The following is a 21,950-nucleotide window of genomic DNA, read 5'->3' as shown; positions in this document are numbered from 1 at the left end:
GCGCTCAGGCCGGGGACTGACAGCGGAGAGGGAGGGATTCGAACCCTCGATGGGGCTCTAAACCCCATACTCCCTTAGCAGGGGAGCGCCTTCAGCCACTCGGCCACCTCTCCAAGGGGGTCGCGGGATTGTACGGCTTCCGGGCCCGGGCGCCGCGTAACGTTCTGCCACGCGGCAGATACGGTGACATCAGATGCTCTTCTCGTCCCGTTCCAAGCTGACCCTGCCGAGCGCGGAGGACGCGCTGCCGGGTCGCGACAACGCCATTCCCGTGACCAGCGACCACACGGTCCTGGGCACGCCGCTGACCGGTCCGTTCCCGGAGGGCATCGAGGTCGCCTACTTCGGCCTCGGGTGCTTCTGGGGCGCCGAGCGGGCCTTCTGGTCGCTGCCCGGCGTCTACACGACGGCGGTCGGCTACCAGGGCGGGTTCACGAAGAACCCGACCTACGAGGAGGTCTGCTCCGGGCGGACGGGCCACACCGAGGCCGTCCTGGTCGCCTACGACCCGAAGGTCGTGAGCTACGACGAGCTGCTCAAGCGCTTCTGGGAGGTCCACGACCCGACCCAGGGCATGGCCCAGGGCAACGACGTCGGCACCCAGTACCGCTCGGCGATCTACACGGTCGGCGACGAGCAGGCCCAGGCCGCCGAGCGCTCCCGCCGCCGCTACGACGACGCCCTCGCCAAGGCCGGCCGCGGCTCGATCACCACCGAGATCGCGCCCGCGGGCCCCTTCTACCACGCCGAGGACTACCACCAGCAGTACCTCTCCCCGGCCAAGAACCCCAACGGCTACTGCTCGATGACCGGAACCGGCGTCTCCTGCCCGATCGGGACCGGCGTCACGCCGGACCCGGCCGCCTGACGCGCCTTCGCCGTTAGCCTGTCACCCCTCCCCTGGAGGGGTGGCAGAGCGGTTTAATGCACCGGTCTTGAAAACCGGAGACGGTGTGAGCCGTCCGCGGGTTCGAATCCCGCCCCCTCCGTCGAGCACCTCCCGCTCACCGCGGCCAACGCCAAGCTCCTGAAGGTCCGGCCCCGCGCTGACGGCCGACCTCCCCAAGGGAACAGGAACGTCTCCTCCCCCTGGCGTCGGGCCCGAACGATCCGGTACGCTGCCGCGCGCCGAGCGCCAGGAGGGCGGCGGCGGGTCTCAGGGGAGAAGCGATGTCGTCAAGACGCAGAACCGCCGTCGCGGTGCCGGCCGTGGCCGTCGCGCTCGCGTGCGCGCTCGGCACGGCGACGACGGCGTCCGCCGCGGGCATCGGCGGCGCCGTCTCGGGCACCGTCACCGACGCCGACACCGGCCTGCCGCTGGGCGGCACCGCGCTGACCTGGTGGGGCACGACGTCCCCGCCGCCGGCGACCGCTAACGACGCGGGCGACTACCTGCTCACGGGCCTGGCCGCCGGGACCGTCGGGACGCTCGCGGTCGCCGGCCCCGCCGGCTACGAGCGCACGTCGATTCCCAACCTCGCGCTCCCGGCCGACGGCGCGGCCACCCGCGACGTCGCGCTGCATCGCGACTGGGCCGCGGGCGCGCCCACGACCGCCGCGCCCGACGCCACCGGCGCCCCCGGCTGCGAGCCGACCAAGGCCACCGACAACGACACGACGACCGGCTGGTCGACCTCCCAACCCGCCACCCTCACCGTGCAGCTCCCCGCACCGGTGGACGTCGGCGCGGTCGTCCTCACCCCCGGCGCCGCGTGCGGCCACCCGGACGGCGCCGCGCTCAAGGACTACAAGATCGAGACGTCGCCCGACGGCGTGACCTGGAGCGCGGCCGCGACCGGCGCGCTGTCCCCCGCCGGCGACCAGGCGGTCGCGGTGACCGCCGCGGCCACGCGCTTCGTCCGCCTGTCGGCGCTGGCCGCCCAGGACGCCGCCGCCGCGTCGATCGACCTGCGCGAGCTGCAGGTCTACGGCGGCGGCCCCAACGTCGCGCCGTCGGGCACCGTCGCCCCGCTCACCCCCAAGAGCTACATCAAGTCGATCGTCCGCCTGCGCGCGGCGTTCACCGACCCCGACTCCACGATCGTGCGCTACCTGTGGGACTTCGACGGCGACGGCCGCTTCGACCAGGCCACCGCCGGCCCGCAGGTCGCCCACGTCTGGAGCGCGGCCGGCACCTACGCCGTGACCGTCGGCGCGCGCGACTTCCGCGGCGCGCTGGGCACGACCACGCTCGCGCTGCGGATCATCGACCCGAGCGTGCCGGTCGAGCCGATCATCCAGCGCAAGCCGCTGATCGCCTTCGACCCCGTCGACGGCATCGACCTCCCGGTGCGCATCGCCTGCTCGTCGATCTGCACGTTCACGGCCAAGCTCGTGCTGCCCAGGTCCACCGCCAAGGCCATCCACGCCAAACGGCGCACGATCCTCACCATGAAGGAGAGGACCGAGGGTCCCGGCCTCGGCTCCTGGACGATCGAGCTGCCGAGCAAGACCATCAAGCTGCTGCGTCGGGCGCACCGCGCATCGGTCAAGGTCCGCCTGACCGCGACCGCCGTCGATCAGCAGCGGCGACGGTCGAACGTGGCGCGCTGGGTCCGCTTCCGCTGACCGCGGTTGACGCGTGACGCCGGAAACGAGAGGGTAGCTCGGGCGCCATCATGTCCTTCGCCGAGCCGAAGTTCCGAACCACTGAGCGCGACGTCGACGATCGCGCGGCCGTCGTCGCCGTCGACGGCGAGATCCACGTGTCGACCGCGCCGGAGTTCAGCGGCGTCCTCGCCGCCGCGGTCGAGAGCGGCCGGACCCGGCTCGTGCTCGACCTCACCGGCGTGATGTTCATCGACTCGACCGGCCTGAGCGTCCTGCTCAACGCGCTGCGGCGCGTCACGCGCGCCGGCGGCCGCATGGCGATCGTGTGCTCCAACCCGACCGTGCTGCGGCTGTTCGAGATCACCCACCTCGACACGACGTTCGACCTGCACACCGAGCTGGAGCCGGCGCTGGCGGCCGTCCAGGCCGGAGCCGCCGGCGGCGGCCTAGTGTCGTGATTCATTCATTCGGTCGCAGCTTTCCGGGATGCTCGGCCCCGTCAGGCGGTCGTCGATGACCGCAGGCGACCCTTTCGGTCGTTGAGGATCAGCGACGAGCGCATGACGGCGGCGAGCGCCCGGAGGCGGCCAGCGAATGAATGAATCACGACACTAGATGGTCGATGCGGGCGGCAGCACCTCGGGCGCGCCGTAGCCGCGCAGCACCTCGGGCAGCGCGACCGAGCCGTCCTCCCGCTGGCCGTTCTCCAGCAGCGCGATCAGCGTGCGGCCGACGGCGACCGCCGTGCCGTTGAGCGTGTGCAGCGTCTCGGGCCGCTTGGCGCCCTCGGGGCGGTACCGGATCTCCAGGCGCCGCGCCTGGTAGTCGGTGGTGTTGGACGTCGAGGTCAGCTCGCGGTAGCGCTGCTGGGACGGCAGCCACGCCTCGCAGTCGTACTTCTTGGCCGCGCTGGCGCCGAGGTCGTCGACGGCGATGTTCACCACGCGGTAGGGCAGGTTCAGCGCCTGCATGATCGACTCCTCGATCGCCAGCAGCCGCTCGTGCTCCTCGACGCTCTTGTCCGGCTCGACGAACGCGAACATCTCGACCTTGTCGAACTGGTGGACGCGGAAGATCCCGCGCGTGTCCTTGCCGGCGGCGCCCGCCTCACGGCGGAAGCACGGCGAGAAGCCCGCGTAGCGCAGCGGCAGCTCGTCGACGATCTCGCCCGCGTGCAGCGAGGCCAGCGCGACCTCGCTCGTGCCGACCAGGTAGAGGTCGTCGGCGGGCAGGTGGTAGATCTGCTGCTCGGTGTCGGGCAGGAAGCCCGTGCCGTACAGGGCCTCCTCGCGGACGAGCACCGGCGGGATGACCGGCTCGAAGCCGTACTCGCCGAGGTGGTCCATCACCCAGGAGACCAGCGACAGCTCCAGCCGCGCGAGCGCGCCGCGCAGGTAGGCGAAGCGCGAGCCGCTCAGCCGGGCGCCGCGCTCCATGTCGATGCGCTCGCCGGCCAGCTCGAGGTGGTCGCGCACGGGCCAGGACGGGACCCACGCCTCGCCGACCTCCTTGACGACCGTGTCCTCGGGCGCCGCGGTCTCGTCGGGCAGGTTCGGCAGGCGCTGCAGCGACTCGGTCAGCTCGGCGTCGACGGTCGCCAGCTCCTCGTCCAAGGCCTTGGCGCGGCCGGCGACGTCGCGCATCTTGGCGACGGCCTCGTCGAAGCCCTCGCCGGACTTCTTGGCGGCGGCGATCGCCTGGTTGGCCGCGTTCTGCTCGGCGCGCAGCGACTCCAGCTCGGGCAGGATCTCGCGCCGTCGCGCATCGGTGCGCACGACCGCGTCCAGCGCGGTGGTGTCGGCGTCGCCGCGGCGCGCCAGCGCGGCGCGGACGGCGTCGGGGTCGCGACGGATCAGCCTGATGTCGAGCACGGCGCCGGAGCCTACCCGGCGGCGGGAGCCGGCCGCCCTCGCGAGGACGGCCGTTCGTCAGGTCGCGCTAGTTGCGCGCGTTCTTGCTCTTGCCGTGTCCGGCGTACTTCGCGAGGAACTCGGCGACCTGCTCGGCCTCCTTGCCCACCACGATGTCCTGGGGCATGATCGCGCCGGAGAAGCCGCCGTTGCGGATCGCGTAGAGGACGGAGTCCTTGTCCTCGACGCGGACGTTGAAGTTCGGGCCGTCGACGCGCTCGCGGTCGGTGACCTTCAGGGCGCCGCCCTCGGCGCCGACGATGCCGAGGTTGTGGCAGCCGGAGCAGCGCTCGACGAAGAGCTTGGCGCCGGCCTCGTACTGCGGCGCGACCGTGGTGATCTTCGCACCCGGCTGCTTCTGATCGCCCTTCTCCGAACCGCAGCCGACGGCGGCCGCGGCGGCGATCGAGAGGGCGGCGATGGCGATGACAGGACGGCGAGGCATGCGGCCGGGCATCATACGGGACCCTTTCATGCGCAGGCTTGCCGCCCTATCCCTTCTGGGCGCGCTGACCATCGCGGGATGCGGCGGAGGACCGTCGTACACCCGCGTCCCGGACGGCGTGTTGAAAATCGACCTCGACGAGTACACGCTGCGTCCGGAGAACGTCGAGGTCCCGGCCGGGACCATCCACCTCGTCGCCCACAACAGCGGCCGGCTGACCCACAACCTCACGATCGAGGCCTGGGACCGCGAGACCGGGGAGGAGGCGACCGTCTACGGCCGCACCGACACCCTGCAGCCCGGCCAGACCGGGCACGAGCGCGAGCCGATCAGGCTCAAGCCCGGCAAGTACCGCCTGGTCTGCTCGATCGGCAACCACGACGACCTCGGCCAGTACGGCGAGCTGAAGGTCGTCGCGAAGGGATCGTGACGTTCGTCGCGAATTGAGGACCGGACGCGAGCGCCGACCTCGAATCGATCGCTTTCCAACGACGTTCACGCGATCGCTCTCGATACGGCGGCAACCTGGTCGGCGCTCGCGTCTTACCCTGCCCAGGCATGGAGACGCGATCGCCCGCAATCGACCCCGCGCGGTACCGCGAGGTCATCGGCAGCTTCGCCACGGGCGTCGCGATCGTGACCGTGGACGGGCCCGACGGCCCGGCCGGCCTGACCACCAACGCGATCACGAGCCTCAGCCTCGACCCGCTGCTGCTGCTGGTCTGCTTCGACAACGGCTCGCGCACGCTGCCGATCGTCCAGCGCGCCGGGCGCTTCGCGGTCAACGTCCTCAGCTCGGACCAGGAGGACCTGGCGCGCGTCTTCGCGTCCAAGCGCGAGCAGCCCGAGAAGTTCGAGGCCGCCACGCACACGGTCGCCCACGGCGTCCCGGTCCTCGACGGCGCGCTGGCCTGGATCGCCTGCGACCTCGACGCCCTGCACCCCGCCGGCGACCACACGATCGGCATCGGCCGCGTCACGCACCTCAGCGCCGACGACGCGCCCGACGGCGCGCGGGACCCGCTGCTGTTCTTCCGCGGCGGCTTCGCGCGGATGGCCTGAGGCCCGGCCGGACGACGCCGTCCGCCCCGGGTCGCCGGCCACGCGATCCGGGCGTTTGCTTGCACGGCGCCCAAGTCAGTGTCAGAACAATGACACCGAAAACCGGGCAGTCGACGCGGAGGCGACGCGTCGGACGCGGTCAACGGCGGTCGCGCGGGCGGTCGCGCCGCCCGATCGGGTGCATCCGGTCGCCCGGCGATCAGACCGTGCCCAGCGCCCGCAGCGCCAGGAAGCACGTGACGAGCGCCGCCGCGGCCATGACGCCCATCTCGCGCCGGACGATCTGGAGCACGATCGACCGCTGCTCGTCGGCCGGCAGCCGCCCGACGGCCTGGGCGTCCTCGAGGTCGCGGACGTCCAGGACCTGCTGCGCGGAGGCCAGCCGCAGCTGCTCGGCGACGAACCCCACGGCCACCGGGAGCAAGGCGTACAACCAGTAGAGGTCGTCGTCCGGATGCAGCCCGAATGCAGCGAGAACGCCCGCGCCGACCGCCTGCGCGACCGCCATCGCCTGGCCGGTGCGGATGAGGACCCATGCGGAGGGATGGGGCTCGACCCGCCACCACAGAAAGCCGGACACGATTCCGGCAAGGCCGTTTGAAACCGCCACCAGGACGGCGAGGATGTGCGCGACGTCGGTCAAAGGGGGTGCCTACAAGTGCGGAGCGCCACTTTGTGGCAGCAAGTTACAAGTTGGTGATACAACGGGAGGCCGAGTGCTTCGGACGTACCTTCCAGCCATCGTCTTCATCTGCCTCGGGGGACTCGTCGGCGGTCTGTTCATCAGCGCCGGCTCTCTGCTCGGGCCCAAGCCGAAGACGCCCACCAAGTACCAGGCAGAGCCCTATGAGTCGGGTATGCCCTCGGAGGTCCACCAGGGCTTCCGCTTCGGGATCAGCTTCTACCTGATCGCGATGTTGTTCATCTTGTTCGACATCGAGGTCGTGTTCCTCTACCCGATCGCCGTGCAGCTGCGGGCCTTCGGGACGTTCGCCCTGATCGAGACCGCGGTCTTCATCGGCCTCCTCGTCGTCGCGTTCGTGTACGTCTGGCGGCGTGGCGCGCTCGAGTGGCGCTAGAACGGAGTTAGGCCATGGAGATCATCAAGCGGGAGAAGGCAGGGACACCGGAGGACTTCCGGATCCGCCAGCTGCGCGCCCAGCAGATGCTGCGGGGCGACCTCGAGGGCGACGACCTCGAGCAGTACGTCCAGGAGCGCGTGATCACCACGACGCTCGACCGCGCCGCCAACTGGGCCCGCGGCAACTCGCTCTTCCCCGCGACGTTCGGCCTCGCCTGCTGCGCCATCGAGATGATGTCCGTGGTCGGCGCCCGCCTCGACATCGCGCGCTTCGGCTTCGAGGCCTTCCGCGCCTCGCCGCGCCAGGCCGACCTGCTGATCCTGTCGGGCCGCATCTCGATCAAGATGGCCCCGGTCGTCCGCCGCATCTACGACCAGATGCTGGACCCCAAGTACGCGATCGCGATGGGCGCCTGCAGCTCGTCGATGGGCGTGTTCAACAACTACGCCATCGTCCCGGCCGACAAGTTCCTGCCGGTCGACGTCCACGTCCCGGGCTGCCCGCCGCGCCCGGAGGCCCTGATGCACGGGATCCTGAAGCTCCGCTCGATGGTCCACAGCGACCCGTCGCTGGGCTGGCGCGAGCGCTACGGCGCCGAGCGCACGGTCGAGGTGCTCCCCGAGGAGGGCGAGCAGCTGCGCGCCGAGCAGGCCGCCGCGGTCAACGTGATGGACGGCGAGGGCTTCCCCGGTGCCTGACGCCCCCGGCACCGAGCTGCTGGCCCAGGACCTCCGCGAGGCCCACGGCGACGACGCCGTGGTCGGCACCGGCTTCTTCCGCGACAAGGGCGCGATCGAGGTCGCGCCGACCGCGATCGTCGATGTCCTGCAGACGCTGCGCGCCAAGGGCTTCAAGCACCTCATGTCGGTCCACGGGGTGGACTACTACCCCGAGGAGCCGCGCCTCGGCGTGCACTACGAGCTGCTCGACCGCGACGCGCTGGACCGCCTGACGGTCAAGCTGCGCGTGACGATCGACGCGCCCAACGTGCCCTCCGTGACGCCGGGCTGGCCGACCGCCAACCACCAGGAGCGCGAGGTCTACGACATGTTCGGCGTGGTCTTCGACGGCCACCCGGACCCGCGCCGCATCCTCATGCCCGAGGACTACGAGGGCCACCCGCAGCGGCGCGACTTCCCCCTCGGCGGCGAGCCCGTGCTGTTCACGGCCGCCGAGACCGCCGGCAAGGACTACACCCTGGGGGCCGACCAGCCCCGCGGGTCGGAGAAGGCCAAGCGATGAGCGACGTCACGACCACCGACTACCGCTCGACCGAGGAGCGCATCGACGTCAGCCAGCGCGTCCAGACGCTGCCGGCGCCCGCGCCCGACCAGGAGTTGCTGACCCTCAACATGGGCCCGCACCACCCCGCCACGCACGGGGTGCTGCGCCTGCTGGTCACGCTCGAGGCCGAGGTCGTCCGCGACCTCAAGCCGATCATCGGCTACGTCCACACCGGCATCGAGAAGACGGCCGAGGACAAGTCCTACTGGAAGGCCATCCCGGTGGTCGAGCGGATGGACTACCTCGCGTACTACTTCAACGCGATGGCCTTCTGCGGCGCGACCGAGACGCTGCTGGACGTCGAGGTCCCCAAGCGCGCCCAGTACCTGCGCGTGATCCACATGGAGCTGAACCGGATCATGTCGCACCTGGTCTGGCTCGGCACGTCGATGCTCGACCTCGGCGCGGTCACCGTCTGGTGGTACTGCTTCCGCGAGCGCGAGACGATCCTCGACCTCTTCGAGTACAGCTCCGGCCAGCGCATGCACACGCGCTACTTCCAGGTCGGCGGCGTCATGGAGGACATCCCGGCGGGCTGGGCGGAGAAGCTCCGCAAGTTCATCAAGATCATGCCCGAGGCGATCGACCAGTACCTCGATCTCCTCAACCGCAACGAGATCGCGCTGCGCCGCATGTACGGCACCTGCCCGCTGGATCTCGAGACGCTGGAGGGCCTCGGCGTCACCGGCCCGCTGCTGCGCGCCGCCGGCAGCAACTGGGACCTGCGCAAGGCCATGCCGTACTCCTCCTACGAGGACTTCGACTTCAAGATCGCGGTCGGCTCGCGCGGCGACAACTACGACCGCTTCGCCGTCCGCATGCAGGAGATGAAGGAGTCGGTGAAGATCATCGAGCAGGCGCTCGACGGTCTCCCCGAGGGCCCCTACATCACCGACGACCGCAAGGTCGCCCTGCCGCCGCGCCACGAGCTGGCGACGTCGATGGAGGCCCTGATCCACCACTTCAAGCTGGTGACCGAGGGCTTCCGCGTCCCGCCGGGCGAGGTGTACTACCCGATCGAGGGCCCGCGCGGCGAGTACGCGATCTTCCTGCGCTCCGACGGGTCCTCCAAGCCCGCGCGCGTGCACATGCGCGACCCCTCGTTCGTCAACCTCCAGGCCACGCTCCCGATGGTCAAGGACGCCTACATCGCCGACCTCATCACCACGCTGGCGATGATGGACCCGGTCCTGGGCGGAGTGGATCGGTAGACCAAGACCACCATGTCGCTTCCCGACGTCAAGCGCTTCAGCCACGGCTCCCGCGTCCCCGGCTGGGACGACGCGGTCGACCTCACCAAGGACCCGCAGGAGATCCCGGACCCGGCGACCACGCCGGTGCCCGCGGACCTGCGCGCCGAGATCGAGCACCACATCGCCAAGTACCCGGACCGGCGCTCCGCCGCGATCCCGGCGCTGGCCGCCGCCCAGCGGCTGCACGGCTGGTGCTCGCCGGAGGCCTTCCGCCAGGTCGCGTGCGTGATGCGCCTCACCCCCGCCTACCTGGTGGCGGTGGCGTCGTTCTACGACATGTTGGACACGCGGCCCGTGGGCCACAAGCGCGTCTACGTGTGCACCAACATCTCGTGCTCGCTGCGCGGCGGCCGCAAGCTGCTGGGCGACCTGCAGGAGGCCGTCGGCGAGAACGTCGAGGTGCAGGTGCGCGGCTTCGAGTGCCTCGGCGCCTGCGACATCGCCCCGATGGTCTCGGTCGACGGCGTCTTCGTCGGCCCGGTCGACGAGGGCGAGGTCCAGGAGCTGGCCGACCAGATCAACTCGGGCGCGGACCCGCTTCCCGCCAAGCAGCTGATCAAGCGCCCGTCGGCCGACCCCAACGCCAACACGCGCGAGTGGGACCGGCCGGGCACGGACTTCGAGCAGGTGGAGTCGGAGATCGAGCGCCCCGCGCCGGGGTCCGACCCGCTGCCGACCGAGCCCTCCTCCTTCGGCCCGCCGATGGGCCGGCCTGACCCCGAGGACGAAGCATGAGCACGCAGCAGCCTCTGATCTTCGACGAGATCGACGAGCCCGGCCTGCACACCATCGAGGTGTACAAGCGCCGCGGCGGCTACGGCGATCGTCTCCACAAGGCCCTGACCATGCCGCCCGAGGCGCTGGTCGAGGAGCTGAAGGCGTCCGGCCTGCGCGGCCGCGGCGGCGCCGGCTTCTCCATGGGCATGAAGGCGTCCTTCATGCCCAAGGGCACGATGGACAAGTACCTGGTCTGCAACGCGGACGAGTCGGAGCCCGGCACGTTCAAGGACCGGGAGCTGATGCAGAAGATCCCGCACCTGCTGATCGAGGGCATGATCATCGCCGCCCACGCGGCGGGCGCCAACCGGGCCTTCATCTTCATCCGCGGCGAGTACGTCCAGCAGGCCGACATCCTCGACGCCGCGCTGGTCGAGGCCTACGACGCCGGCCTGTTGGGCGACAACATCCTCGGCACCGGCCACTCGCTCTCGCTCGCCGTGCACCGCGGCGCGGGCGCCTACATCTGCGGCGAGGAGACCGGCCTCCTGGACTCGCTGGAGGGCAAGCGCGGCAACCCGCGCCTCAAGCCGCCGTTCCCGGCCAACCAGGGCCTCTACCAGGGCCCGACGCTCATCAACAACGTCGAGACGCTGGCCACCGTGCCGCTGATCGTCGAGATGGGCGGCGCGCGGTACGCGGAGATCGGCGCCGAGGGCTCCACCGGCACCAAGCTCATCTCGATCTCGGGCAACGTCCAGCGCCCGGGCAACTACGAGATCGAGCTGGGGATGTCGTCCCGCGACATCATCTACGGCCTCGCCGGCGGTCCCGCGGACGGCCGCGAGATCAAGCTGTGGTTCCCGGGCGGCTCGTCGTCGCCGGTCCTGACCAAGGACGACCTCGACCTCCCCTACGACTTCAACACGCTGGCCAAGGCCGGGTCCATGCTGGGCTCGGGCGCGATCATCGTGGTCGACGACTCCAACTCGGTCGTCGACGTCTGCCTCTGGCTGGCCGAGTTCTACCGCCACGAGTCGTGCGGCAAGTGCACGCCGTGCCGCGAGGGCACCAACTGGACCGTCAAGATGCTGGAGCGCATCCAGTCCGGCCTCGCGACGCCGATGGACCTCGACATCATGGCCTCGGTCCAGGAGCAGATCATCGGCAACTGCCTGTGCGTCCTCGGCGACGCGATGGCGATGCCGGTCGGCTCGATGGTCAAGAAGTTCCGCGGCGAGTTCGAGGCCCACATCGAGGCCGCCCGCGCCGCCAACACCCTCACCGGCGACGAGGACGCGCCCGAGCTGGCGCTCCTCCAAGGCGCCGTCGTCTAGCGACCACAGAGCACCGCCCCCTCTTCATGCCCCGCCCCGAAATCAAGCAGGTCACGTTCTCCATCGACGGCCGCGAAGTCACCGCGCCGGAGAACATCATGTTGGTCGACGGCGCCAAGTACGGCGACGTCGAGATCCCGGTCTTCTGCTACGAGCCGAAGCTGGGCCAGCCCGTGGGCGCGTGCCGCATGTGCCTGGTGGAGATCGAGGGCATCCCGAAGCTCCAGACCGCGTGCTCGACGCCGGTCAAGGACGGCATGGTCGTCCACACCCAGACCGACCGCGTCAAGCAGGCCCAGCAGGCCGTCGTCGAGTTCCTGCTGATCAACCACCCGCTCGACTGCCCGGTCTGCGACAAGGGCGGCGAGTGCCCGCTCCAGGACATCTCCTTCGGCTGGGGCGGCGGCCGCTCGCGCTTCATCGAGCCCAAGCGCCACTTCGAGAAGCCGATCGCGCTGTCGCCGCTGATCGCCATCGACCGCGAGCGCTGCATCCTCTGCTACCGCTGCGTGCGCTTCTCCCAGGAGCTGAGCGAGGACTACCAGCTGGTCTTCCAGGAGCGCGGCGCGCACACGTTCGTCGGCACGTTCGACGGCCACCCCTACGTGGCGCCGTTCTCCGGCAACATCACCGAGCTGTGCCCGGTGGGCGCGCTGACCTCGCAGCCCTACCGCTTCCGCGCGCGCCCGTGGGACATCGAGGGCGCGGGCGGCATCTGCACGCTCTGCCCCGGCCAGTGCAACGTCACCTTCACCGTCCGCGACGAGCGCGTCCTGCGCGTCCTCGGGCGCGACAACGAGGCCGTCGACGACGGCTGGCTCTGCGACCGCGGCCGCTTCGCCTACCAGGCGATCCACGTCGACGAGCGCATCACCCAGCCGATGGTCCGCGACGGCGGCCAGCTGCGCCCGGTCTCCTGGGAGCGCGCGCTGGACGAGGCCGCGGCCGGCCTGCGCCGCGCGGGCGGCCACGTCGGCGTCCTCGCCGGCGGCGGCACCTCCAACGAGGAGGGCTTCCTCGTCCAGAAGCTCGCGCGCGAGACGCTGGGCACCAACGACCTCGACTCGCGCGTGTACGACGCGACGAGCCGCGACGCCACGCTGGCGCTGCACGACCCGGCGCTGCAGGCGACGGTCGCCGACCTGGAGTTCGCCCACACCGTCCTGGTGCTCGGCGTCGAGCCGGTCGACGACATGCCGATCCTCGACCTGCGCATCCGCAAGGGCGTGCGTCGCCGCCGCGTGAACCTGGCCGTGGCCAGCTCGCGCCCGTCGTCGCTGGACGCCAACGCCAAGCAGGTCGTCCGCTTCGCCCCGGGCGACGAGCCGCGCGCCGCCGCGCTGCTGGCCGACGCCCTGAAGCCCGGCGCTTCCGTCCCGGAGCAGCTCGCCGAGCTGGTCGCGCAGCTGCGCGACGGCGGCGAGGACGTCGTCGTCCTCTACGGCGAGCGCGTCCTGGCCGACGCGGCCGGCGCCGCCGCCCTGGTCGCCATCGCCGACACGCTGGGCCTGCGCGGCCGCGACGGCGCCGGCCTGCTCGGCGTCCCGTCCTCGGCCAACGCGCGCGGCCTGCGCGAGGCCGGCGTCCTCCCCTTCTCCGGCCCGGGCCTCGCGCCCGCCGCCGCGACCGGCCGCTCGACGCGCGAGATCGCCGCCGCCGCCGCGGACGGGCAGCTCGCCGCGCTGTGGCTGGTGAACGTCGACCCGCTGGAGACCCACCCGGAGCGCGCCCTGTGGGACGCGGGCCTGGAGCGCGCCTCGACGATCGTGGCGCACGCCGGCTACCTGACCGCGGGCGTCCGCGAGCACGCGACGGTCGTCTTCCCGGCCGAGTCGCACGCCGAGCACGAGGGCACGGTCGTCCACCCCGACGGCCGCGTCCAGCGCCTGCGCCAGGCGATCACCCGCGTCGGCGACGTCCGCCCTGGCTGGTGGATCCTGTCCGAGCTGGCCAAGCGCCTGGGCAACGCGGAGGTCCCGGTGCTCACCGGCCCGCAGGCCTCGCAGCGCCTGTTCGCCGCCGTCCCCTTCTACGAGGGCCTGACGCTCGACCTGATCGGCGGCAAGGGCCTGCGCTGGGTCGCCGAGTCCGGCGCCGCCGCCGCGTGGCCGGCCGCCGACACCGGCGCCGCCGCGGCCTACACGACGCCGGACGCCGGTCCGGAGGCCAACGGCCGCCTGCGCCTGGGCACCTACCGCTCGGTCTGGTCCGGGCCCGAGGTCGCCAACTCCCCCGCCTTGCAGTTCCTGAAGGCCAACCGCGCGCGCGTGGAGCTGTCGCCCCACGACGCCCAGCGCCTGGGCGTCTTCGACGGCGACCGCGTCGCCGTCGGCGGCGAGCGCGGCGCCGCGGAGGCGACCGTCGCCGTGCGCGCGGCGGTCCCGGCCGGATCCGCCTTCCTCGAGAGCAACGCGGTCGAAGGGCCGCTCGTCGAGATCCGCAAGTCCTCCGGCTCGGTCGAGCCGCCCGCGGCCGACACGGCCGCCGTCAACTCCTGAGCCACCGTGATCCTCGCGAACATCTATTACTACGAGCCGTGGTGGATGCAGATCGCCAAGGCGATCGTCATCTTCCTGGTCGGCCTGCAGATCGTCCCCGTCGCGCTGATGGCCGACCGCAAGGTCATGGGCCGCATGCAGAACCGCTACGGCCCGAACCGCGTCGGCCCGTTCGGCGCGCTGACGCCGATCGCCGACATCGGCAAGCTGCTGTTCAAGCAGCAGTTCCGCCCGAACACGTCGATCGGCTGGATGTTCGCGGCCGCGCCGCTGATCTCGATCGTCACCGCGGTCGCCGCGCTGGCCATCGTCCCGTTCGGCGACGTCCACGACATCTTCGGCACGAAGACCGGCCTCTACGGCGTGGACGCCTCGATCGGCCCGCTGTACCTGTTCGCGTTCGGCTCGATCGCGTTCTACGGGATCATGCTCGGCGGCTGGTCCTCGGGCTCGAAGTACTCGTTCCTGGGCGCCATGCGCGCCGCCGCGCAGCTGATCTCCTACGAGGTCTCCCAGGGCCTGGCGCTGGTGGGCGTGATCATGACCGCCCAGTCGCTGTCCCTGGTCGACATCGTCAAGGGCCAGGCGGGCATGTGGTACATCGTGCCGCAGTTCGTCGGGTTCATCATCTTCCTCATCGCCTCGTTCGCGGAGACCAACCGTCCTCCGTTCGACCTGGTCGAGGCCGACGGCGAGCTCGTCGGCGGCTACAACACCGAGTACGGCGGCGGCAAGTTCGCCACGTACTACTTCGCCGAGTACCTCAACATGGTCGTGGCCTCGTTCATCATGGTCACGGTCTTCCTCGGCGGCTGGTGGCTCCCGTTCGGCATCCACCCGCCCGGGTGGGTCGAGCCGATCGTGGTCATCGGCAAGGCGATGCTCTTCATCTTCTTCTTCGTCTGGGCGCGCGCGACGTTCCCGCGTCTGCGCTACGACCAGCTGATGTCGCTGGGCTGGAAGATCCTCCTGCCCCTGGCGACCCTCAACGCCCTCGTGACCGCGATCATCGTGGTGGTGACCGACTAGATGGCCCCTTGGCCTCCCTCTGCTGACGAGATCCACGTCGTCGAAGGCCCCAAGTCCTTCGGCGGCCCCGGCTCGTTCTACCGCGCGTTCGGCGAGACCCTGCGCGGCCTGAAGACCACGCTGCGCCAGTCCGTCGCGCCGGTCTCCGTCATCTCCTACCCCGAGGAGAAGATCCCCGTCTACCCGCGCTTCCGCGGCCGCCATCGCCTCCACAAGTTCGAGGACACCGGCCTGGAGAAGTGCGTCGGCTGCTCGCTGTGCGCGGCGGCCTGCCCCGCGGACTGCATCCGCGTCGTCGCCGCCGAGAACACGCCGGACAACCGCGTGTCGGCCGGCGAGCGCTACGCCGCGGTGTACGAGATCAACCTCACGCGCTGCATCTTCTGCGGCTACTGCGAGGTCGCGTGCCCGTTCGACGCGATCACGATGGGCAACGACTTCGAGCTGAGCGACTACAACCGCTCCGACCTCATCTTCACCAAGGAGATGCTGCTCGCGGAGCCGTTCGAGCGCACGCCGCTGCGGGGCGAGGGCGAGTAGGCCATGGCCGCCGTCTTCTTCTTCATCGCGGGCATCGGCGCGATCGCGGGCGCGATCGGCGTCGCCACGGTCAAGAACCCGTTCTACGCGGTGCTCGCGCTGGTCTGCCACCTGCTGTCGCTGGCCGCGCTGTTCCTGCTGCTGCGCGCGGAGTTCATCGCCGCCGCGCAGGTCGTCGTCTACGCGGGCGCCGTCATGGTGCTCTACGTGTTCGTGGTGGCCTACGTCGGCTCCGACACCGAGCCCGTGCGCCCCGCCGGCGGCCCCGGCCTGCGTGCCGCGTCGATCGTCTTCGCCGCGCTGCTGGCCGTCGAGCTGTTCATCGCGGTCCTGGGCTCCGGCCTGAAGGGCATCGACGCCAAGGGCGCGCCCTACAACCCCGGCTTCGGCACGCCCGGCGCCATCGGCGAGCTGCTGCTCACCCGCTTCCTCTTCCCCTTCGAGGCGGCCTCGTTCCTGCTGCTGATGGCCGCCGTGGGCGCCGTCGTGCTGGCCCGCCGCCGCGGCGGGCTATCGGATCCCGCCCACCCCGACGAGGAGTACGTCCAGCCGATCGCGCAGTCCCTCCCCGAGGGGCAGTTCGGCACGATCGCCGAGGGCGTCGGCGACACCAACCCGACGGCCTCGTTGCAGCCCGCCGCGATCACCGCGCGCGCCGAGGCCGACCCCGACGACGAGAAGGGCTGGTAGCCGACCATGAACATCGGCTGGTACCTCACCGTCTCCGCCCTGGTCTTCAGCATCGGCGCGGCCGGCGTCCTCACGCGCCGCAGCCCGCTGGTGATCCTCCTTTGCCTGGAGCTGATGCTCAACGCCGCCAACCTGGCCCTGATCGCCTTCTCCCGCATGTGGGGCAACGGCGACGGCCAGATCTTCGCGATCATCGTCATGGTGGTCGCGGCGTGCGAGGTCTGCATCGGCCTGGGCCTGGTGGTGGCGATGTTCCGCCGCCGCCTGCCGATCGACGTCGACGAGATGCGGGAGCTGCACGGGTAGATGAGTCCGACCACCGCCGCCTGGCTGGCGCTGGCCTTCCCCCTCGCGGGAGCCATCGTCAACGGCCTGGGCTTCAAGGTCTTCAAGAACAAGACCTCCGGGGTCATCGGCACGGCCGCGCTCGTGGGCGCGTTCGTGTTCGCCGTGATCGCGTTCCTGTCGCTGCAGGGCCGAGGCGAGGAGGGCCGCCAGGTCGTCTCCAACCTCTACGACTACGCCGTGGTCGGGACGATCGACGCCAAGCTGTCGATCCTCGTCGACCCGCTGAGCGTGTTGATGATGCTGGTCGTCTCCGGCGTCTCGATGCTCATCCACGTCTACTCGTTCGCCTACATGAGCGGGGACCGGGGCTACACGCGCTTCTTCGCGTACCTCAACTTCTTCGTCTTCTCGATGCTGCTGCTGGTCCTGGCGGCGAACTTCCTGATCCTGATCGTGGGCTGGGCGTTCGTCGGCGCGGCGTCCTACCTCCTGATCTCCTTCTGGTACCGCCGCACGACGGCGACCAGCGCGGGCATCAAGGCGTTCGTCATCAACCACGTCGGCGACGTCGGCCTGACGCTCGGCACGTTCTTCATCCTCAAGAGCTCGCACACGCTCGACTTCCTGGGGACGTTCGCCCAGGCCAAGGAGATCGGCGCGCACCACCACGGCGACCTCACCGCCGGCCTGATCCTGCTGCTGGTCGGCGCGTTCGCCAAGTCCGCGCAGATCCCGTTCCACACGTGGTTGCCGGACGCGATGGAGGGCCCCACCCCCGTCTCCGCGCTGATCCACGCCGCGACGATGGTCACCGCCGGCGTCTACCTGATCGCCCGCATGCACCCGCTCTTCGAGCAGTCGGTCGCCGCGGCCGACGTCGGGACGATCGTCGGCTGCGTCACGCTGCTGGTCGCCGCGACGATCGGCATGGTCGTCACCGACCTCAAGCGCGTCATCGCCTACTCGACCATGTCGCAGATCGGCTACATGATCATGGCGGTGTCCTCGGGCGCCTACGTCGCGGGCCTCTTCCACCTCATGACGCACGCCTTCTTCAAGGCCCTGCTGTTCATGAGCGCCGGCTCGGTCATCTCCGCCATGGGCGGCGAGCAGAACCTCGACAAGATGCGCGGCTTCAAGAAGGCCATGCCGTTCACCTACGGGTGCTTCGTCATCGGCGGCCTCGCGCTGGCCGGCGTCCCGCCGTTCTCCGGGTTCTTCTCCAAGGACGACATCCTGCTCGTCCAGGCCGAGATCGGCGGCTGGCACTGGATCCTCTACGTCGTCGGCTACATCACCGCGCTGATGACCGCCTTCTACACGTGGCGGATGATCTTCCGCGCCTTCCACGGCGAGCCCAACGAGCAGGCCCAGACGCTGATCGACACCGGCCACGTCTGGCACGCGCACGAGCCGACCAACCCCGCCAGCGGCGAGGTCGAGGACACCGACGTCGGCTTCCCGGGCCCCGAGCACCACATCGCCGAGCAGGCCTTCGGCATGAAGCTCGCGATGGGCACGCTCGCCGTCCTGGCCACCGTCGGCGGCGTCGTCGGCATCCCGCACGTCACCACGTGGCTGGAGAAGTTCCTGGACCCGACGTTCGCGGGCTCGACGATCAACTACACGTCGTCGGACGCCAAGCTCACGTTCGGCCTGATCCTCGGCGCGGCCCTCGGCCTGCTGGGCATCTTCATCGCCTACACCTTCTACGCGAAGGCCAACGGCGAGGCCGCGCAGCGCATCCAGGCGCGCCTGCCCTTCCTGCACAAGCTGTTCGTCAACAAGTGGTACTTCGACGAGCTGATCGACGTCGTGGTCGTCCGCCCGTTCGCCTGGTTCGGCCGCTTCGGCCAGCAGACGTTCGAGCGCATCTTCGTCAACGGCACGCTCGTCGGTGGCACCTCAGGCCTCGTCCGCGCGGGTTCGGCCGCCGTCCGCGCGCTCCAGTCCGGCTTCCTGCGCGCCTACGCGGCGCTGCTGGTCGTCGGCGCCGGCGCGGTGATCCTGTACTTCCTGATCCAGTCCTCGTGAGCCTCCCTCTCTCCATCCCCCTCTGGCTGCCCGCCGCGGCGGCGTTCCTCGGGCTCTTCCTGCCCGGCGCCCTGTCGCGGGTCCTGACCATCGTCGGCGCGGCCGGCACGTTCGCCTGGACGATCTGGGCGATCGCCGACTTCGACCGCGGCGTCGGCAAGCTCCAGGACCTCACCGACGAGGTCTGGATCAAGCAGCTCGGCATCCACTACAAGCTGGGCATCGACGGCCTCAACCTGGCGCTGATCGGCCTGGCCGCGTTCCTGTTCCTGGTCTGCATCGTGTGGGCGGCGATGAAGGAGTGGGACCACGCCCCGCAGTTCTTCTTCTTCCTGGGCCTGGCCGAGTCGGCCGTGCTCGGCGCGCTGATGGCGCAGGACCTCGCGCTGTTCGTCCTGTTCTTCGACCTGATGCTGCTGCCGTTCCTGTTCCTGGCCGGCATCTGGGGCCCGGAGGCCACGCGCGTCCCGGCCATCATCAAGCTCTTCATCTACACCCTGGTCGGCTCGCTGCTGATGCTGGCCGCGGCGATCGCCACCGGCGTGCTGGCCGCCAACAACGCGGGCACCGACCTGTCGTTCGCCTTCAGCGACCTGGCGCGCACCGCGCCGGCGCTCGGCAAGGGCACGCAGGAGTGGATCTTCCTCTGCTTCGCGGCCGCCTTCTGGGTCAAGATGCCGGCCTTCCCGGTCCACGGCTGGATGCCCGACGGCTACCGCAACATGCCGCTGCCGGTGCTGGCGGTGTTCAGCGCCGTGCTGTCGAAGGTCGCCGCCTACGGCTTCCTGCGCGCCGTGCTGCCGCTGTTCCCGGACGCCGCCGCGCACTTCCAGGACCTGATGCTGGTGCTGGCGCTGGGCTCGATCCTGTACGGGTCGGCGATGGCGTTCACCACGAGCGAGTCCCGCCTCGTGCTCGGGTACTCGTCGGTCGCGCAGCTGGGCTTCATCACGCTCGGCGTGTTCTCGCTGAGCGCCGACGGCGCCAACGGCGCGATCCTGCAGGCGGTCAACCACGGCCTGGTCGTCGCGCCGGCGTTCGTGATCGTCGCCTACCTCGCCGAGCGCGCGGGCGGCAGCGAGGACCTGCGCGACATGGGCGGCATCGCGTTCCGCGCGCCCGTGCTCGCCGCGCTGTTCCTGATCGTCGTGCTCGCCAACCTGGCGATGCCGGGCTCGTCGAACTTCGTCGGCGAGTTCCTGATCCTGCTCGGCGTCTTCCACTCCAAGCTGGTCATCGCCGCCATCGCCTTCGTCGGCGTCGGCATGGCTGCCGTCTACTCGCTGCGCCTCTTCATCCGCGCGATGCACAACCGCGTCGGGCCCGAGGTCGAGTCGCGCGAGATCAACTTCCGCGAGGGCCTCGTGCTCGTCCCGCTGGTCGGCGTGATCCTGTTCTTCGCCGTCTACCCGCAGCTCGCGCTGCACAAGGGGCAGCGGACGATCACGGAGTCGGTCGTGCCGGCCGCCGTCGCGACCGGTGACCCCGCGCTCGCCACCCGTCCCGCCGAGACCCAGGTCATCCGATAGCCATGCTCGCCGCCGTTGCCAAGCCGTCCATCGACTGGGCCGGGGCCTCCCCGCTCATCGCCCTGCTGGGCGGCTCGATCGTCGTGCTGCTCGCGGGCCTGCTGCGCGGGCGCGTCATCCGCGAGCAGCTCGTCCCGCTGTTGACGATCGTCGCCTTCGGCGCCTCGATCGGCCTCGGGATCTGGCAGTGGGATCACGCCAAGGACCTGTTCGTGGCCAAGGGCTCGCAGGGCGCGCTGCGCCTCGACGACCTGTCGCTGATGATCCTGTTCATCATCTCGGCGACGGGCATCGGCGCGACGCTGCTGGCGTGGCGCTCGCTGGCGCCGCGCGAGGCCGCCCACGGCGAGTTCTTCGCGCTGATGCTGACCAGCGCCGCGGGCATGTTCATCCTGGCCGCCGCGCAGAACCTGGTCACGGTGTTCCTCGGCCTCGAGCTGCTGTCGGTGCCGCTGTACGTGCTCTGCGCGACCGAGATGCGCCGCGAGCGCTCGCTGGAGTCCGGCCTGAAGTACCTCATCATCGGGTCGGTCGGCTCGGCGACGATGCTCTACGGCCTGGCGTTCCTCTACGGCGCGACGGGCGGGACCGACTTCCGCGAGATCTCCGCCGCGATCGCCGGCGGCGTCGCGCACGACTCGCTGCTGCTGACCGGCATCGCGCTGACGCTCGTCGGCCTGGCCTTCAAGGCCTCGGTCGCCCCGTTCCACCAGTGGACGCCCGACGTCTACGAGGGCGCCCCGACGCCGGTGACCGCGTGGATGGCGGTCGCGACGAAGGCGGCCGCGTTCGGCGCCGCGCTGCGGATCTTCGACGTCGCGCTGATCGACGCCGCCCACGACTGGCAGCCGGCGATCGCGACGCTGGCGACGATCACGATCGTCGTCGGCAACATCGGCGCGCTGGCCCAGTCCTCGCTGAAGCGGATCATGGCGTGGTCGTCGGTCGCGCAGGCCGGGTACCTGCTGGCCGGCGTGCTGGTCGCCTCGCGCCTGGGCGTCAAGGCCACGGTCTTCTACCTGGCGATCTACCTGTTCATGAACCTGGCGGCCTTCGCGGTGATCATCGCCCGCGAGCGCGAGACGCCGTGGGGCGACGACATCCGCTCGATCGCCGGCATCGGCATGTCGCGCCCGCTGCTGGCCTGGCCGCTGACGCTGGCGATGCTCTCGCTGGCCGGCATGCCCGCGACCGCCGGCTTCATCGGCAAGTTCACGCTGATCGACGCGGCGGCCGACGGCGGCTACACGTGGCTGGGCATCGTCATCGTCATCGGCTCGATGATCTCGCTGGCCTACTACCTGCGGATCGTCGCCGCGATGTGGATGCGCCCGTCCTCGGCGGGCGAGGTCTCCACGGTCAACCCGGACGGCTCGCCGCGCCTGGCCGGCGCGGACCCGGTCACCGAGCGCGCCGACTGGGAGATCTCGCTGGTCGCGGTCCTCGCGGGCGCCGCCATCCTGGTCTTCGGCATCATCCCCTCGCCGCTGCTGAACCTGGCCGACTCGGCCGGCAAGGCGCTGGGGCTGCTCTAGTGTCGTGATTCATTCATTCGCCGGCCGCCTCCGGGCGCTCGCCGCCGCCATGCGCCCGCCGCTGATCCTCAACGACCCAAAGGGTCGCCTGCGGTCATCGACGACCGCCTGACGGGGCCGAGCATCCCGGAAAGCTGCGACCGAATGAATGAATCACGACACTAGGC

General features: G+C 70.6%; 22 protein-coding genes and 2 tRNA genes. 20 read left to right on the top strand and 4 right to left on the bottom strand.

Features of this window, described 5'->3' with window-relative positions:
* Positions 1 to 23: 23 nt before the first annotated feature.
* Positions 24 to 113 (bottom strand) — tRNA-Ser (locus VFG42_RS10575).
* Positions 114 to 193: 80 nt separating this feature from the next.
* Between VFG42_RS10575 and msrA the strand changes: the two genes are divergently transcribed.
* The 4 genes from msrA (at position 194) to VFG42_RS10555 (ending at position 3,008) form a co-directional block, all read left to right on the top strand.
* Complete coding sequence (msrA, locus tag VFG42_RS10570) at positions 194 to 868, top strand: peptide-methionine (S)-S-oxide reductase MsrA (RefSeq protein WP_324908108.1); 675 nt, start codon at positions 194 to 196, stop codon at positions 866 to 868.
* Positions 869 to 902: 34 nt separating this feature from the next.
* Positions 903 to 989, top strand: a tRNA-Ser gene (locus VFG42_RS10565).
* 220 nt (positions 990 to 1,209) lie between these two features.
* The gene (locus VFG42_RS10560; protein WP_324908106.1) at positions 1,210 to 2,568 is read left to right on the top strand and encodes a discoidin domain-containing protein; all 1,359 of its coding nucleotides are present in this window, start codon (positions 1,210 to 1,212) and stop codon (positions 2,566 to 2,568) included.
* A gap of 50 nt (positions 2,569 to 2,618) precedes the next feature.
* Positions 2,619 to 3,008 (top strand): STAS domain-containing protein, encoded by a 390-nt coding sequence (locus VFG42_RS10555; protein WP_324908104.1) that lies wholly within the window; start codon positions 2,619 to 2,621, stop codon positions 3,006 to 3,008.
* Positions 3,009 to 3,161: 153 nt separating this feature from the next.
* On the opposite strand, the gene serS is transcribed toward VFG42_RS10555, so the two are convergent.
* Positions 3,162 to 4,421 (bottom strand): serine--tRNA ligase, encoded by a 1,260-nt coding sequence (gene serS / locus VFG42_RS10550; protein WP_324908102.1) that lies wholly within the window; start codon positions 4,419 to 4,421, stop codon positions 3,162 to 3,164.
* Positions 4,422 to 4,488: 67 nt separating this feature from the next.
* A complete protein-coding gene (locus VFG42_RS10545) occupies positions 4,489 to 4,905 on the bottom strand; it encodes a c-type cytochrome (protein WP_324908100.1) in 417 nt (138 codons plus the stop codon).
* A gap of 28 nt (positions 4,906 to 4,933) precedes the next feature.
* Between VFG42_RS10545 and VFG42_RS10540 the strand changes: the two genes are divergently transcribed.
* Both VFG42_RS10540 and VFG42_RS10535 read left to right on the top strand, forming a co-directional pair.
* Complete coding sequence (locus VFG42_RS10540; protein WP_324908098.1) at positions 4,934 to 5,335, top strand: hypothetical protein; 402 nt, start codon at positions 4,934 to 4,936, stop codon at positions 5,333 to 5,335.
* A gap of 128 nt (positions 5,336 to 5,463) precedes the next feature.
* Positions 5,464 to 5,967: a flavin reductase family protein gene (locus VFG42_RS10535; RefSeq protein WP_324908096.1), complete on the top strand. Its 504-nt coding sequence runs from the start codon at positions 5,464 to 5,466 to the stop codon at positions 5,965 to 5,967.
* Positions 5,968 to 6,166: 199 nt separating this feature from the next.
* Here VFG42_RS10535 and VFG42_RS10530 read toward each other — a convergent pair whose 3' ends face one another.
* Positions 6,167 to 6,547 carry a hypothetical protein gene (locus VFG42_RS10530; protein ID WP_324908381.1) on the bottom strand — a complete coding sequence of 127 codons (381 nt, stop codon included), beginning with the start codon at positions 6,545 to 6,547 and terminating at the stop codon, positions 6,167 to 6,169.
* Between VFG42_RS10530 and VFG42_RS10525 the strand changes: the two genes are divergently transcribed.
* The 14 genes from VFG42_RS10525 to VFG42_RS10460 all read left to right on the top strand — a co-directional run bounded on the left by VFG42_RS10525 (position 6,492) and on the right by VFG42_RS10460 (position 21,783).
* A complete protein-coding gene (locus VFG42_RS10525; protein ID WP_324908378.1) occupies positions 6,492 to 7,046 on the top strand; it encodes an NADH-quinone oxidoreductase subunit A in 555 nt (184 codons plus the stop codon). The two genes, VFG42_RS10530 and VFG42_RS10525, sit on opposite strands and share 56 nt — an antisense overlap.
* An 86-nt stretch (positions 7,047 to 7,132) precedes the next feature.
* A complete protein-coding gene (locus VFG42_RS10520; protein ID WP_414642369.1) occupies positions 7,133 to 7,747 on the top strand; it encodes an NADH-quinone oxidoreductase subunit B in 615 nt (204 codons plus the stop codon).
* On the top strand, positions 7,740 to 8,291 hold the full coding sequence (locus VFG42_RS10515; protein WP_324908092.1) for an NADH-quinone oxidoreductase subunit C: 552 nt from the start codon (positions 7,740 to 7,742) through the stop codon (positions 8,289 to 8,291). Before VFG42_RS10520 ends, VFG42_RS10515 begins: the two co-directional genes overlap by 8 nt.
* Positions 8,288 to 9,544 (top strand): NADH dehydrogenase (quinone) subunit D, encoded by a 1,257-nt coding sequence (nuoD, locus tag VFG42_RS10510; RefSeq protein WP_324908090.1) that lies wholly within the window; start codon positions 8,288 to 8,290, stop codon positions 9,542 to 9,544. The genes VFG42_RS10515 and nuoD overlap by 4 nt, the downstream gene beginning before the upstream one ends.
* Before the next feature lie 12 nt (positions 9,545 to 9,556).
* On the top strand, positions 9,557 to 10,321 hold the full coding sequence (locus tag VFG42_RS10505) for an NAD(P)H-dependent oxidoreductase subunit E (protein ID WP_324908088.1): 765 nt from the start codon (positions 9,557 to 9,559) through the stop codon (positions 10,319 to 10,321).
* On the top strand, positions 10,318 to 11,640 hold the full coding sequence (nuoF, locus tag VFG42_RS10500) for an NADH-quinone oxidoreductase subunit NuoF (RefSeq protein ID WP_324908086.1): 1,323 nt from the start codon (positions 10,318 to 10,320) through the stop codon (positions 11,638 to 11,640). The genes VFG42_RS10505 and nuoF overlap by 4 nt, the downstream gene beginning before the upstream one ends.
* A gap of 26 nt (positions 11,641 to 11,666) precedes the next feature.
* Entirely contained in the window at positions 11,667 to 14,138 is a 2,472-nt protein-coding gene (gene nuoG, locus VFG42_RS10495) for an NADH-quinone oxidoreductase subunit NuoG (RefSeq protein WP_324908084.1), read from the top strand.
* A gap of 6 nt (positions 14,139 to 14,144) precedes the next feature.
* Positions 14,145 to 15,167: an NADH-quinone oxidoreductase subunit NuoH gene (nuoH, locus tag VFG42_RS10490; protein WP_324908082.1), complete on the top strand. Its 1,023-nt coding sequence runs from the start codon at positions 14,145 to 14,147 to the stop codon at positions 15,165 to 15,167.
* On the top strand, positions 15,168 to 15,707 hold the full coding sequence (locus VFG42_RS10485; RefSeq protein WP_324908080.1) for an NADH-quinone oxidoreductase subunit I: 540 nt from the start codon (positions 15,168 to 15,170) through the stop codon (positions 15,705 to 15,707).
* A 3-nt stretch (positions 15,708 to 15,710) separates the two neighbouring features.
* Positions 15,711 to 16,397, top strand: a complete 687-nt coding sequence (locus VFG42_RS10480) for an NADH-quinone oxidoreductase subunit J (RefSeq protein ID WP_324908078.1) — start codon at positions 15,711 to 15,713, stop codon at positions 16,395 to 16,397.
* Positions 16,398 to 16,403: 6 nt separating this feature from the next.
* The gene (nuoK, locus tag VFG42_RS10475; protein WP_324908076.1) at positions 16,404 to 16,703 is read left to right on the top strand and encodes an NADH-quinone oxidoreductase subunit NuoK; all 300 of its coding nucleotides are present in this window, start codon (positions 16,404 to 16,406) and stop codon (positions 16,701 to 16,703) included.
* Positions 16,704 to 18,719, top strand: a complete 2,016-nt coding sequence (nuoL, locus tag VFG42_RS10470) for an NADH-quinone oxidoreductase subunit L (RefSeq protein ID WP_324908074.1) — start codon at positions 16,704 to 16,706, stop codon at positions 18,717 to 18,719.
* Positions 18,716 to 20,248 carry an NADH-quinone oxidoreductase subunit M gene (locus tag VFG42_RS10465; RefSeq protein WP_324908071.1) on the top strand — a complete coding sequence of 511 codons (1,533 nt, stop codon included), beginning with the start codon at positions 18,716 to 18,718 and terminating at the stop codon, positions 20,246 to 20,248. The genes nuoL and VFG42_RS10465 overlap by 4 nt, the downstream gene beginning before the upstream one ends.
* A gap of 2 nt (positions 20,249 to 20,250) precedes the next feature.
* Complete coding sequence (locus VFG42_RS10460) at positions 20,251 to 21,783, top strand: NADH-quinone oxidoreductase subunit N (protein WP_324908069.1); 1,533 nt, start codon at positions 20,251 to 20,253, stop codon at positions 21,781 to 21,783.
* The last annotated feature ends 167 nt before the right edge of the window (positions 21,784 to 21,950 follow it).

The organism is Baekduia sp. (assembly GCF_035685985.1).
In the GTDB taxonomy this organism is placed as follows: domain Bacteria; phylum Actinomycetota; class Thermoleophilia; order Solirubrobacterales; family Solirubrobacteraceae; genus Baekduia.
Note: the sequence above shows the minus strand (reverse complement) of the source record. Positions and strands in the feature narration are given on the sequence as shown.